At 69.6% G+C, this 13,107-nt stretch carries 13 protein-coding genes; 2 read left to right on the plus strand and 11 right to left on the minus strand.

The window, feature by feature from the left end; all coding sequences use genetic code 11:
- Nucleotides 1-11: 11 nt before the first annotated feature.
- From efeO to ABZ815_RS07015, 6 genes are all read right to left on the minus strand, one after another.
- On the minus strand, nt 12-1,151 hold the full coding sequence (gene efeO, locus ABZ815_RS06990) for an iron uptake system protein EfeO (protein WP_357694859.1): 1,140 nt from the start codon (nt 1,149-1,151) through the stop codon (nt 12-14).
- An 11-nt stretch (nt 1,152-1,162) separates the two neighbouring features.
- Nucleotides 1,163-1,996: an iron uptake transporter permease EfeU gene (gene efeU / locus ABZ815_RS06995; protein ID WP_357694861.1), complete on the minus strand. Its 834-nt coding sequence runs from the start codon at nt 1,994-1,996 to the stop codon at nt 1,163-1,165.
- A 123-nt stretch (nt 1,997-2,119) separates the two neighbouring features.
- Nucleotides 2,120-3,487, minus strand: a complete 1,368-nt coding sequence (locus tag ABZ815_RS07000; protein WP_357695412.1) for a cellulase family glycosylhydrolase — start codon at nt 3,485-3,487, stop codon at nt 2,120-2,122.
- Between the two features lie 2 nt (nt 3,488-3,489).
- On the minus strand, nt 3,490-4,335 hold the full coding sequence (locus ABZ815_RS07005) for a carbohydrate ABC transporter permease (RefSeq protein WP_357694863.1): 846 nt from the start codon (nt 4,333-4,335) through the stop codon (nt 3,490-3,492).
- On the minus strand, nt 4,332-5,291 hold the full coding sequence (locus ABZ815_RS07010) for a sugar ABC transporter permease (protein WP_357694865.1): 960 nt from the start codon (nt 5,289-5,291) through the stop codon (nt 4,332-4,334). The genes ABZ815_RS07005 and ABZ815_RS07010 overlap by 4 nt, the downstream gene beginning before the upstream one ends.
- A complete protein-coding gene (locus ABZ815_RS07015; protein WP_357694867.1) occupies nt 5,288-6,580 on the minus strand; it encodes an extracellular solute-binding protein in 1,293 nt (430 codons plus the stop codon). Before ABZ815_RS07015 ends, ABZ815_RS07010 begins: the two co-directional genes overlap by 4 nt.
- Nucleotides 6,581-6,732: 152 nt before the next feature.
- Between ABZ815_RS07015 and ABZ815_RS07020 the strand changes: the two genes are divergently transcribed.
- Nucleotides 6,733-7,743: a LacI family DNA-binding transcriptional regulator gene (locus ABZ815_RS07020; RefSeq protein ID WP_357694869.1), complete on the plus strand. Its 1,011-nt coding sequence runs from the start codon at nt 6,733-6,735 to the stop codon at nt 7,741-7,743.
- Nucleotides 7,744-8,015: 272 nt separating this feature from the next.
- On the opposite strand, the gene ABZ815_RS07025 is transcribed toward ABZ815_RS07020, so the two are convergent.
- The 4 genes from ABZ815_RS07025 to ABZ815_RS07040 all read right to left on the minus strand — a co-directional run bounded on the left by ABZ815_RS07025 (nt 8,016) and on the right by ABZ815_RS07040 (nt 11,081).
- On the minus strand, nt 8,016-8,729 hold the full coding sequence (locus ABZ815_RS07025) for an RloB family protein (RefSeq protein WP_357694871.1): 714 nt from the start codon (nt 8,727-8,729) through the stop codon (nt 8,016-8,018).
- Nucleotides 8,726-9,955, minus strand: coding sequence for an ATP-binding protein (locus ABZ815_RS07030; protein WP_357694873.1), 1,230 nt, complete (start codon nt 9,953-9,955; stop codon nt 8,726-8,728). The genes ABZ815_RS07025 and ABZ815_RS07030 overlap by 4 nt, the downstream gene beginning before the upstream one ends.
- A gap of 92 nt (nt 9,956-10,047) precedes the next feature.
- On the minus strand, nt 10,048-10,443 hold the full coding sequence (locus ABZ815_RS07035) for a hypothetical protein (RefSeq protein WP_357694875.1): 396 nt from the start codon (nt 10,441-10,443) through the stop codon (nt 10,048-10,050).
- A 119-nt stretch (nt 10,444-10,562) separates the two neighbouring features.
- On the minus strand, nt 10,563-11,081 hold the full coding sequence (locus ABZ815_RS07040) for an FAD-dependent oxidoreductase (RefSeq protein WP_357694877.1): 519 nt from the start codon (nt 11,079-11,081) through the stop codon (nt 10,563-10,565).
- Between the two features lie 53 nt (nt 11,082-11,134).
- Here ABZ815_RS07040 and ABZ815_RS07045 point away from each other — a divergent pair, with 53 nt between their 5' ends.
- Nucleotides 11,135-11,488 carry a nucleotide pyrophosphohydrolase gene (locus tag ABZ815_RS07045; RefSeq protein WP_357694879.1) on the plus strand — a complete coding sequence of 118 codons (354 nt, stop codon included), beginning with the start codon at nt 11,135-11,137 and terminating at the stop codon, nt 11,486-11,488.
- Nucleotides 11,489-11,562: 74 nt separating this feature from the next.
- Here ABZ815_RS07045 and ABZ815_RS07050 read toward each other — a convergent pair whose 3' ends face one another.
- Nucleotides 11,563-13,041 carry an MFS transporter gene (locus ABZ815_RS07050; RefSeq protein WP_357694881.1) on the minus strand — a complete coding sequence of 493 codons (1,479 nt, stop codon included), beginning with the start codon at nt 13,039-13,041 and terminating at the stop codon, nt 11,563-11,565.
- Between the last annotated feature and the right edge of the window lie 66 nt (nt 13,042-13,107).

Below are 13,107 nucleotides of genomic sequence, written 5' to 3' on the forward strand. Positions count from 1 at the left end.
CCCACCTCCCGTTACTTGGCGATGACCGGAGCGATCTTACTGATCGGCTCGGCCAGCGCGTTGATCGCGTCGGACAGCGCCTTCAGCTCGGCCTTGGACAGCTCGTCGTGCAGCTTCCAGCCGTCGCCCTTCCGGTGCGCGCCCAGCGCGGCGTCGGCGGCGGCGAACTTCTCGTCCAGCGTCTTGACCAGGTCGGGGGAGCGCTCCTCCAGCACCGGGCGGAGCGACTGCACGGCGGCCTTGGAGCCCTGGAGGTTGGCGTCGAAGTCCCACAGGTCGGTGTGCGACCAGATGTCCTCCTCGCCGGTGATCTTCCCGGAGGCCACCTCGTCGAGCAGCCCCTTGGCGCCGTTGGCCAGGTTGAGCGGGGTCAGCTCGGCGGTGTTGGACTTCTCGACGATGGTCTTGACGTCGGCGATCAGCTTGTCGGCGACCGGGCCGTCCTTGCTGACGTCCTTCTTGATCCACAGATCCTTCTCGATCCGGTGGAAACCGGTCCACTCCTCGCCGTCGGCCAGGTCCGCCTCGCGGGCGTCGATGGCCGGGTCGAGGTCGCCGAAGATCTCCGCGACGGGCTCGATGCGCTCCCAGTACGTCCGCGCGACCGGGTACAGCTCCTTGGCCTTGGCGATCTCACCGGCCTTGACGGCGTTCACGAACTCCTGGGTCTTGACCAGCAGCGTGTCGCTCTGCGACTTGATGTAGCGCTTGTAGCTGGTGACCGCGCCGGCGAGCTGCGCGTCGGAGCTGAGCGCCTTGTGCTCGCCGGTCACCTTCAGGGCGTTGCGGATGCCCTTGCCCACCATGCCGGGCTTGCACACGGTCTCGTACGCGCCGGCCGGCAGCTCGGCGACCAGCTCCCTGGTCAGGCCGGGCACGATGTTCTCGACCTCGGCCATGACCCGGTCACCGGGGGCGTACACGTAGAACTCGGTCACCTTGGACCCGCCGTTGGTGATCGTGAACGTGTTCGTGCCCGCTGTGATCTCCGCGGTCGCGACCTTGCACTCGGTGTCGGACGCGGCCACATTGATCTTGCCGGGCGCGGCGGCCGACCCCTTGCCGGTGTCCGTGGCGGTGGTGCCCGAGCCGCACGCGGTCAGGGTCGCCAGGGCGAGCGCGCCGAAGGACAGGCTGATGGCGGTACGCATGATGCTCCTGTTCAGGCCGCGGGTGCGGTGGCGGCGGGAGTGGTCTTCACCCGCTGGGGCAGCAGGAAGAAAATGAGAGTGGGCACGAGGTAGACGATCCAGGCCACGGCCTCGACGACGCTCGGCTGGGGCGTGATGTTGAGCATGCCGGAAAGCAGTGCGCCGTACCAGGAATCGGCGGGCAGCGCGGCGCTGATGTCGAAGGCGTACGTGCTCAGCCCCGGCAGGATGTTGGCCTCCTGGAGGTCGTGCATGCCGTACTTGAAGATGCCGGCGGCGACCAGGATCAGCAGCAGGCCGGTCCAGGTGAAGAACTTGGTGAGGTTGATCTTCAACGCGCTCTTGTACAGCCCCCAGCCGATGACCACGGACGTGAGCAGGCCGAGCGCGATGCCGATCAGCGGCTCGACGGTGGCGGTCGCGCCCCGGACGGCGGCGAAGAACAGCAGCGCCGTCTCCAGCCCCTCGCGGGCCACGGCCAGGAAGGCCATCACGACCACCGCGAGCGAGCCCATCTGGAGCGCGTCGGTGAGCTTGCCCCGCAGCTCACCGGAGAGCGCGCGGGCGGTGCGCCGCATCCAGAAGATCATCCAGGTGACGAACACGACGGCGAGCAGCGAGGTGATCGCGTCGAACAGCTCCTGCCCGGTGTGCCCGAGGTTGGCGGCGGTGAAGGTCAGCAGTGCGCCGAAGCCGACGGACAGGGCGATCGCCGCGGCGACTCCCGTCCAGACCTGGGGAAGTTTGTCCTTCCTGTCGCTCTTGACGAGGAAGGCGATGAGGACGGAGACGACGAGAGTCGCCTCCAGTCCCTCGCGCAGTCCGATGAGGTAGCTGGCGAACACCGTCACTCCCGCTCGCTGAGGAAAGGCTTACCTAAATTAGGGCAGCCGAAGCATACCTAGCGCAAGCAGTGATGGCGATAGTTTGCCCGGTGGTGTGACGCACCCGACTGTATGAGCGGTTTGTCACCCCATGAGATTGCCGGCCAGCAGGTCGAGCAGCGGCTCGCGCCGGACGCACCGCTCCAGCGCGAACGAGTCGGCCAGGGCGAGCAGCTCGTCGTCGCCGAGCCCCCTGAACAGCTCGGCGTACTCGGGCAGCAGGGCCTGGGCGAAGAGGATGTGCCTGATCAGGTCGTCGGTCTGGTAGCGGGCGCCCCACGGGTAGGGCTCCCAGCCCGGGAACTCGGTCTCGACCAGCCGGTGCAGCGGGCCGAGCACGTCGGCGCACTCCTCCATGGTCGAGCCCCACCGGTCCGCGCCGAGCCGCCGCTTCTTGGCGATGAACGCGCCGAACCGGTCCAGGTACGCCCCCGACGCGTGCACCAGCCCCTGGAGGCCCACGTCCTTGTACGTCCACAGCGACCAGCCCGCGTCATGGGCGTCGTAGATGTCGAGCTGGTCGCGCAGGACCTGGTAGCGCTGCGCGTCCCGCTCCGGGTCGCCGGTGTAGACCGGGCCGAACTCGCCCACCCACAACGGCGTGCCGGTCTCGCGCTGGAACTGCGACCGCCGGGCGAAGGTCTCCTCCAGCTGGCCCCGGTCACACCACTCGCCCCTGGTGAGCCCCGGATACGGACCGCCATGGGCGAACCCGGCCAGGGCGTAGTCATGCATGACGAACACCGTGTTCTCGTACATCTCCCGGAACATCGAGAAATCGGTGGCGTACGTGTTGCCGTCCAGGAACAGGACGTGGTCCGGGTCCGCGGCCCGTACGGCCTTGACCAGCCGGTCGTAGAACGGGCCGACCACCTTGCCCGAGACGTCGCCCGGCTCGTTCACCATGTTGTACCCGGCCACCCAGGGATGCCCCCGGTAGTGGTCGGCCAGCGCCTCCCACAGGTGCACGGCCCGGTCCTGGAAGTGGCGGTGCTGCCAGAACGCCGCCACATGCGTCGGGTTGTCGCTGTGCCAGTGCTGGTTCTGGGAGCCGGGCAGGGCGTGCAGGTCGATGACGCTGTAGATGCCGCGCTCGCCCAGCAGGCCGATCACCCGGTCGAGGTGCCGGAAGCCCCTCGGGTCGATCTCCATGGGACGGGCGTCGGACTCCCAGTGGCGGTAGTTGACCGGGATGCGCACGCAGTTCATGCCCAGCTCGGCCAGCAGGCCGGCGTCGCCGCCGGTGAAGAACGAGGTGAGCAGCCGGTCGAAGAAGAGCTCGGCCCGCTCCTCGCCCAGCACGCCGCTCACGGCCGCGCGCATCGAGGTCTCGTTCGCGGGGTGGCCGGTGATGAAGTTCTCCATGTTCATCCAGCCCCCGAGACCCACCCCCCTGAGCCGTACCTGGGTGCCTTCGGGGGTGAGGAGCCGGCTTCCGGAGACGTGGAGCATGTTCACCCTTTCGTCGCACCTGCGGTGAGCCCACCGACCAGGTGACGTTCAGCGATGGCGTAGAACCCGAGCGCCGGCAGCATGGCCAGGATCAGGTAGGCGAGGATGCGTGCGGTGTCGGCGGCGTACTGGCCCTGGAACTGCTGGATGCCGAGCGGCAGCGTCCAGCTCGTCTCGTCGCTGAAGACCACCAGGGGCAGCATGAAGTTGTTCCAGCTCCCCACGACGGCCAGCACGGAGACCGTCGCCATGGCCGGGCGGGCCATCGGCAGCAGGATCCGCCAGAAGAACCCGAACGGCGAGCAGCCGTCGATGATCGCGGCCTCCTCGACCTCACCCGGGATGCTCCGGAAGAAGCCCCGCAGGATGATGATCGTCAGCGGCAGCCCGAAGGCGGCCTGTGTCAGGATCACGCCGAGCGGGTCGTCCAGCAGCCCGAACGTGCGCAGCAGCACGAAGATCGGCAGGATGGCCACCGCGAACGGGAACATCAGCCCGGCGGTGAACAGCGTGAACAGCGCCTCCCTGCCCCGGAAGGCGAACCTGGCGAAGACGAACGCGGCCAGCGCCGACAGCCCGACCATCACCACGGTCGTGGCGACCGCGATGAACGTGCTGTTCCACACCTGCCGCCAGAACGACCCCGAGCCGAGCACGTCGGTGTAGTTCGAGGTCACCCAGGGATCGGGCAGGCCGAAGGGGTTGCCGGAGAGCTGGCTGTTGCTCTTGAACCCGCCGAGCAGCGCGTACACGATCGGCACCAGGATGAACGCGCCGACGATCCAGGCGATCACGTGCAGGGGCAGGGTGGGACGGCGCCGCCGCGCGGGCGGCCTTCCGTGGTTCATCGTCGGCCTCCCATGGACGTGGTCGCGCCCTCCAGGTCCCGGCGCATCACCGCGCGCTGGTAGACGAGGGCGAAGACGAGGCTGAGCACGAACATCACGACGCTGATCGCGTTGGCGTAACCCACCTGGGAGCGCTTGAAGCCGAACTCCATCATGGTGACGGCCATCGTCTCCGAGGAGTGCGACGGGCCGCCGCCGGTGAGGATCCAGACCAGGTCGAACAGCTGGATGGTGTAGATGACCGACAGGAACACGCTGATCCTGATCGTCGGCCCGAGCAGCGGCAGCGTGACGTGCCGGAACGTCTCCCAGGGCGTCGCGCCGTCGATCTGCGCGGCCTCGATCAGCTCGTTCGGGATGCCCTGCCGTCCGGCCAGGTAGATCATCATGTGGAACCCGAAGTACTTCCAGGTCATGACCAGGAAGAGGGCGGGCATCACGGTGTCCGGGTCGGCCAGGAACTCCGACTCCAGCCCGAACACCGACAGGAACTGGTTCGCCATCCCGCCGTCCGGGGCGAGGATCAGCGAGAACAGCACGCCCGTGATCACCTCGGACAGCACGTACGGCGCGAAGAACACCAGCCGGTAGACCGCCCGCCCGCGGATGCGCTGGTTCAGCAGCATCGCGACGGCCAGCGAGAACGGAAGCTGGATCACCACCGAGAACAGGACCAGGACCGCCAGGTGCGCCAGGTCGGTGGCGAAGATGTCGGAGGAGAAGAGCCTGGTGAAGTTGTCCAGCCCGACGAAGTCGGTGGGCAGCCCGCCGAATCCGTTCCACTTGAACGCGCTGGCGTAGCCGGCCACCAGGATCGGGGCCACCACCAGCAGCAGGAAGAGCACCAGCGCGGGCAGCAGGAACAGGGCGATCGTGACCGCCCGCCCGCGCCCCCGCCCCGCCGGGGCGGGGGCCGGAAGCGTGACCGTCTCCGGCCCTCGGGTCAGGGTCGTCATTCGCTCTTGGCCACTTCGCTGATGTCCTGGCCGATCTGTTCCGGCGTCTTGGTCCCGGCGATCAGCTCGGCCACGCTGTCGTTGACCTGCTGGCCGACCGCCGGCGGGTAGGCCTGGTCCAGGTAGAGCTGGTAGCCGGAGGCCCCGGCCAGCAGGGTCGCGACCTGCTTGAGGTTGGCGTCCTTGACCGCGTTCTCCTCGCCCTTGAGCACCGGCAGCACGCCGCCGGCCTCCACGGCCTTGGTGTGCTGGTCCATCTGCGTCATGAACTTCACGAACTCCACGGCCTCCGGGGGCGCGTCCGCGCCCACCGACAGGCCGTTGCCGCCGCCGAAGGCGTCGCCGATCGCGCCCTTGCCGCCCTCGACCGCGGGGAAGGGGAAGAAGCCCAGGTCGTCGCCGAGGCCCTTGCCCGCGTCCTTCTGGACGGCGGGCGCCCACTGGCCCATGAGCTCGATGGCGGCCTTGCCGTTGGAGATCGTGGCCGCCTGTCCGTCGGGGGTGCCGTACCCCGCGCCGAGGAAGCCCTTCTGGAACGGCTGGAGGTCGGCCAGCGCCTTGACCTGCTGCCCGGCGGCCACGAAGTCGGGCTTGCTGAAGTCGTGGTCCACGCCTGCCTGCTGGAGCGCGGGCAGGCCGGCGATGCGCATGGCGAGGTAGGCCCAGTAGTAGTGGCCCGGCCACTTCTCCTTGCCCGCCAGCGCGATCGGGGTGACGCCGGACGCCTTCAGCTTCTTGACGTCGCCGAGGAACTCCGTCCAGGTGGCGGGCGGGGCCGAGATGCCCGCCTTGGCGAAAAGCTTCTTGTTGTACCAGAAGCCGACCAGCCCGATGTCCGTGGGCAGCCCGTACGTCTTCCCGTCGAACTGGTACGCGCTCAGCGCCGCCGGGGTGAACGTGTCCAGCACGGGGGCGACGTCGCCGGAGACGTCCTTGACCAGGCCGGCGTCGATCTGCTGCTTGAGCACGCCGCCGCCCCAGGTGACGAAGACGTCCGGGGCCTTGCCGGACTGGGTGATCGTGGTGAGCTTGGCCTTGTAGGCGTCGTTCTCCAGCACCGTCGCCTTGATGGTGACGTTCGGGTGCGCGGCCTCGAAGTCCTTGGCCCGCTGCGCCCACAGGGACTTCAGCGGCTCGGAGGTGGACAGGTGCCACCATTCCAGCGTCACCTTGGCGGGCTTCTGGCCCTGCTGCGAGCTGCCGGGCTGCGCGCCACTGCCGTCATTCCCGCCGCTGCCGCATCCGGCGACGAGTACGGCGGTGGCCATGAGGATCAGACCGCGTTTCATCCAGGGGTCCCTTCATCGGGCACGAGCGGTATGAAAGTTTCGTATATCCCCCGATAATTTCGTTGGTCGGAGCATAGGTATGTGCTGCCCAGGGCGTCAATAGCTGTCGTGGGAGCGATCCCAGTCCGAAACTTTCGGATACACTCCCGAACGTGTCAGCTAAGAGGCGCGTGACGATCGCACTGATCGCAGAAGAGGCCGGAGTCTCCATCCCGACGGTCTCCAAGGTCATCAACGGCCGGCCCGAGGTGGCGCCGGCGACCCGTCACAAGGTCGAACGGCTGCTCCAGGAGCACGGCTACCAGCGGCGCGTCAGCCAGGACGACAGCCCCGCCGGCCTGGTCGACCTGGTGTTCGCCGAGATCGAGTCGCCGTGGGCCATGGAGATCGTGCGCGGCGCGGAGAGCGCGGCCCACGAGGCCGGGGCCAGCGTCGTCATCTCGGTGCTGCACACCCACGCCGGCCCCGGACGCGACTGGCTCGAACGGCTGGCCGCCCGCCGTACCGACGGCGTGGTGATCGTCGCCTCCCGCCTGTCCACCGGCGTGCAGGCCCAGCTCAGCGCGCGGTCGCTGCCGTTCGTCGTGGTCGACCCCGAGGGCGAGCCGGCGCCCGGCGTCGTCTCGGTCGGCGCCACCAACTGGAACGGCGGCCTCGCCGCCACCCGCCACCTGCTCGAACTCGGCCACCGCCGCATCGGCATGATCAGCGGCCCCGCCGACATGCTCTGCAGCCAGGCCCGCGTGGACGGTTACCGGGCCGCCCTGGAGACGGCCGGCGTGCCGCTCGCCCCCGAGCTCATCCGGCGCGGCACCTTCCTCGTCGACTCCGGCCACGACCAGGGCCACGCGCTCCTGTCCCTGGACGAACCGCCCACCGCCATCTTCGCCGGCTGCGACCTGATGGCGTTCGGCGTGTTCGAGGCCGCCCGGCAGCGGGGGCTGCGCGTACCAGAGGACCTGAGCGTCGTGGGGTTCGACGACCTGCCGCTGTCGAAGTCGGCCTGGCCGCCGCTGACGACGGTACGACAGCCCTTGCAGGAGATGGCGGCGCTGGCCACCCGTACGGTGCTGGGCATGGGGAAGGGCGAGGTGCCGGAGACCAAGCGGGTGGAACTGGCCACGGAGTTGATCGTCCGGGAGAGCACGGCCGCCGTGGAATGACGGGAGCGGGCACCTCGGCCAAGCGGTCTTCGCCCTTCGGGCTCAGGCGTCCTTCCTTCGGTGCCTCCGGCGCACCCCCCGCGCCTGCGGCGCCCTGGCTCCACCCCTGCGCGACGGCCGGCCCTCTACGCCCGCCTTTCCTGCCCAACCCCGCCCGCCAAGTGACCTCGTGGGGCGTCGACGCCTGGCATCCAACAACCCACGTGAGCCCGGACGCCAGGACATCTGAGGCAGTTCGTAACCCCGGTTGGCGATCTCAGGTCGCCAAGGCGTCAGAGAAACGGCAGGATGCCAAGGCTCTGCAGAAGACGCCACATGCCACTGGACGGATCCTGGTCGAGAAGGCCGCAGTGTGGCCTGGCGCCTCGTGGATGCGAGCACTTGCCGGAGGCGCAGCGCTTGTCCAGGCTCCGCGCATTGTCGAACGCGGTCCTGAGGCGCGGCAGCAGGTGGTCGGCCCGCGATTTGGTGATCCTCTTGTCCCTGGGGCCGAAGCCCGCGAACCCCGGCCGCTGCGACAACAACTGATGAACCTGGTGATTCCAGCCGTCCTGGGGCTGGTCGTAGAGGCCGTAGTGCAGGTAGAGCCAGAAGTCGAAAGACGGATGGGACAGCGCGACTCTGATCTTGGAGTGTTCCTTGAGGGCGTTCAGGGCGTCGTCCAGGTCGCTGTGCTGGTCGCGGTCGAAGAGTGCCCAGATTTCCGCGTACTGTTCGTTGTCCGGCCGCTGGGCGTCTTCCTCGGCCACGGTCAGCGCGCGCTGGGCGACTTTCCACGGCTTCATGTCGTCGGGCCGGTACTTCGGCATGTCGATGCGGAAGGAACACTGCCTGGAGAACGTGTTCTGCAACATCGTGAGGTAGTCGTACTCGGTCACCGCGCCTTCGGCGACGGCGTAGAAGATGCGGTTGGCGGCGCGGGGCGGCGGCTGGGCCGTCAGGCTGGAACCGCGTTGCCGCTTCTTCTTGACCTTGTCGGGGCTCATGCGAGGGCCTCTCCCGCCTCGCGTGCCAGCTCGCCGGGTGCGACTCGGGGGACGCCGCCGAAGCGGCCGAGCAGCCAGCCGCGTTCGAGGTTCTCGTGCGGACGGGGCGGTGGACGCAGGCTCGACAGCGGATACAGCTCGGTGGATCCCCGAGGGTCCTTCTCCGCCATCCAGACCACGTCACGGTCCAGGATGCGTTCCCCGCCCGCGAGCGGACGCAGCAGCGACGCGTCGTGCGTCGTGAACACCATCTGCGCCCCTCGCGCGTTGACCTCGGGATCCTCGAACATCCTGATCACCTCGGCTGCCAGTGCGGGGTGCAGGCTCGCGTCCAGCTCGTCCACGAGCACCGTGGTGCCCCGCTTGAACGCCTCCAGCAGCGGCCCCAGCATGGCGAACCAGGCGCGCGTCCCCATTGACTCGTGCGCGAAGTCCAGAGAGGCCGTGTGGTCTCCGGCGCGGTGGAGCAGGCGCACGTCGCCTCGCGCGAGGGCGTCCTCGTCGAAGCCGACGATGCCCAGGTCGGCCCGGGTCAGGAGGCGGCCGACCTGATCCCTGAAGCGCTCGTCCGCCAGGGCTCTGGCCTTGGTGAACTCCTGGCGCTGGGGCAGGTCCTGCTCGGGGCTGATCAGCCACAGATTGTCGCGGAACCACTCGAACACGGGCAGCAGCTGCTCGTTGTTCCACTCGGCGGCCACCGTGAGGAAGAGGGAGTCGGGGCGGGTCTTCCGCGCCAGGTCCTGCTTCTCGCCGCGCAGCCCTTCCCCGGCGAAGCGGATGTCGTCGCCGTCGCGGTCGAACCAGATCTGGCGCCGGCCCTTGGGATAGGCGTGCAGCCATTCGGCGTGGACACGTTCGTCGTCCAGCTCGAATCCGTACGTGTAGCGGACGCCCGCCAGTTCGAGGTCGGCTTCGAAGAAGGAGTCGTCGTCCGCGCAGCTCGGGTCGAGTGCGAAGGGAATCCGGCGGGTCGGCTTCTCCTCGCTGATCCACGCCACCGAGTGCAGTACGGCTTGGCGCATCAACCGCAGGCCGGCGAGCGTGTTCGTCTTTCCCGAGGCGTTGGCTCCGTAGATCCCCAGGACCGGGTGCACGGCGACGGGCCGCCCTCCCTCACGGACCGGGATGGGACGGGCGGTGCCGTCGTTCAGCTCCGTCGCGATCAGCGAGAGGCGCTGGTCGTCTCGGAAGGACAGGACGTTGGCCAGTCGGAAGTTGAGAAGCACGGCGTCTCCCTTGTCGGGATCACCATACCCATTTGGGGCCGTCTCGCGTTCATTTTGTTCGCCAGACAGCGTTGGACGGGGTTGTGGAGCGGTCACAGGAACAGGTTGTGGGGGTCGTGGGTGGTCTTGAGGGAGGTGAGCCTGTTCCAGGTGGCCGGGGTGTACGCCTCGGCGGCCAAGGCCGGGGCTTCTGGGCCGGCCAGGAAGTTGCGGAAGCGGAGGCCCGTGCTGGACGGGTCGGCGAGGTCCAGGGGCGGTTTCGGGTTCGTGGCTGCGAAGACGTTCGGGGCGGTGAAGGTGTTCGTGGTGGTGAAGGCGGTCGTGGTGGCGGGTGCGATCGTGCTCAGGCTGTAGGCGGCCGTGCGGTGGTCGATCGCGTTCGGGACGTCCGGGGCGGCGGACAGGGCGCCGCCGAGCCGGCGGACCTCGACCATCGCGAAGCCCGGTTCGGCGTGGTCGAACAGGCCGGGGTCAAGGGTGTGCAGCATCAGGGAGAGCTCGTGATAGGCGGCGGGTTCCGTGGGGTCCTCGTGGACGGCGGCGATCTCGGTGCACGGACGGTCCCTGACGGTGTCCTCGACCGGACGCAGGGCGCGAAGAGGGGTGATCAGGGTCTCGGGCTGACCCGGTCGGCGGCCCAGCCGAGCGTGCGGCCGAGTACGGGCAGGCCGCCGCCCAGCGTGTAGCCGATCGCGCCGACCAGAGGGGAGGAGCCGTTCGGCGGGGTGAGGCCGTGCCCGGCGGCGGCGTCGACGACCTGGCCCCAGCGCACTCCGGCCTCGACGCGGGCCGTGCGGGTGGCGGGGTCGACGGACAGGCCGGTCATCCGGCGGGTGTTGATGAGAAGGGCGCCGTCCGTGGGGGTGGACAGGCCGTGGCCGGTCGCCTGGATCGCCACCCTGAGCCCTGCCGACCGCGCGTGGGCGATCGCCTTCCGGACGTCGGTCACGTCCCGTGCGCCGACGACCACGGCGGGGCGGGCGGGGGTGGCGACGGTGTTGAAGCGGGCGGTCTCGTCGTCGTATCCGGGGTCGCCGGGGATGAGTGCCGGTCCGCTGAGGTGGGAGATCATGGCGGCCAGTCGATCGCGGAAGCGGCCGGGGAACCAGACGGGGTTCGTCCGCACTGTTATCACCGGTGGTGATGAATCGAGGGGCGGGGCCAGTAGGGTCGGGTGGCGTGAGCGAGGAGCTGGAGGGGCTGGCCGTACGGCTGCGGGAGTTCGCGCGGGCCCGTGACTGGGAGAGGTTCCATACGCCGAAGAACCTGGCGATGGCGCTGGCGGGGGAGGCCGGGGAACTGGTCGCGGAGTTCCAGTGGCTGACCGCCGAGGAGTCCGCGAGCCCCGACGCCGACACGCTCGCCCGCGTCCGTGCCGAGCTCGGCGACGTGACTCTGTACCTGGTCCGGCTGGCCGACGTCCTGGGGGTCGACCTGGTGGAGGCGGCGACGGCCAAGCTGGCGGACAACGAACGCCGCTACGACGCGGCCGGCTACCGCGGCTCGGCCCGCAAGGCGCCGCCGTCCACCTGACCGGCGTACGGCCGGAACCCGCCGGAACCACGAAGGACCGCCGGCCGGGCCGGCGGTCCGAGGGGGAGGGGCGGTCAGGGTGTCGGGCGGTGGTCGCGGAGGGTGAGGAGGGCGAAGACGGCCAGCCCCGCGAAGACCACCGCGCTCACCGCCCCCACCGTGTTCAGCCCCGCCGTGAACGCCGCCCGCGCCAGGTCCAGCAGGTCGGGCAGGTCCTTGGCGGCGGTCACCGCCGCGCTGATGCTCTCCCGCACGGCCTCCACCGGCAGGTGCTCGGGGAGCCGGCCACGGTAGACGGCCGTGCCGAGGCTGCCGAGCGCGGCCACCCCCAGCGCCACCCCGAACTCGCCGCTCGTCTCGGTCAGGGACGCCGCAGACCCGGCCTTCTCGGCGGGCGCGGCCGTCATGATCACGCTGTTGCCCGCGCCCATCGGCAGCGCGATGCCCGCCGAGGCCAGGACCAGCCCGGTGACGACCAGCCCGGTCCCGCCGACGCTCGGGACCAGGGTGTGCAGGAACAGCCCGACAGCGCCCAGCGCCAGCCCGGCGGCCATCACGTACGCGGTGCCGATCCGGGCGGCGAGCCGCGGCGCGACCGTCAGGGCCACGATCATGGCCAGGTTCTGCGGCACCAGCCACAACCCGGCGCCCAGCGGCGACAGCGACTCCACGGTCTGCAGGTACTGGGTGGTCATGAGCGTGGTCCCGGCCATGACGATCCCGCCGAGCGACATGATCCCCAGCGTCGCCGCGAACGCGCGGTTGCCGAACAGCCGCAGGTCCAGCAGCGGGTTGGCGAGCTTGCGCTGCCGCCGGACGAACACCACGCCGAAGGCCGTCCCGGCGACGAGCGCGGCCACGGGCACGGTCTGCCAGCCGCCGCGCGCGATCTCCTTGAGCCCGTAGACGGCCGGCAGGATGGTCGCCAGGGACAGGGCCACGCTGGCCAGGTCGAGGCGGCCGGCGTCCGGGTCGCGGTACTCGGGGAGCAGCAGCCGTCCGGCGACCAGCACCGCCGCCATGAACGGCACGCCCATCAGGAACGCCGACCCCCACCAGAAGTGCTCCAGCAGCAGCCCGCCCACCAGCGGGCCGACCGCCATGCCGAGCATGAAGCAGCCGTACCAGAGGCCGATCGCGGTCCCCATCTGCCGGCCGTCGGTGAACATCGTGCGGATCAGCGCCAGCGACGACGGCAGCAGCGTCGCCCCCGAGATGCCGAGCAGCGCCCTGGACACGATGAGCATCTCCGCGTTCACCGAGTACGCGGCGGCCACCGAGGCCGCGGCGAAGGCCACCGAGCCGATCAGCAGCAGCCTGCGCCGCCCGATCCGGTCGCCCAGCGTTCCCATGGTCACCAGGAAGCCGGCCAGCATGAACGAGTAGATGTCCAGGATCCACAACTGCTGCGGCGCGGAGGCCCCGAGACCGGCGCTCAGGTGCGGCAGCGCCAGGTAGAGCACGCTCAGGTCGATGGAGAGCAGCAGGGCCACCGAGGCCAGGACCGCGAGTCCGGTCCATTCACGCCGTCCCGCGAGGGTGCCGGTCTTCATGTCGTTTGCCCCTTCCATGGGCTTCACCGCTTTTCGATGGCTTCACGGTGCCGGAGGGCGCTTCAG

The organism is Nonomuraea sp. NPDC047529 (genome assembly GCF_040642995.1).
Classification (GTDB): domain Bacteria; phylum Actinomycetota; class Actinomycetes; order Streptosporangiales; family Streptosporangiaceae; genus Nonomuraea.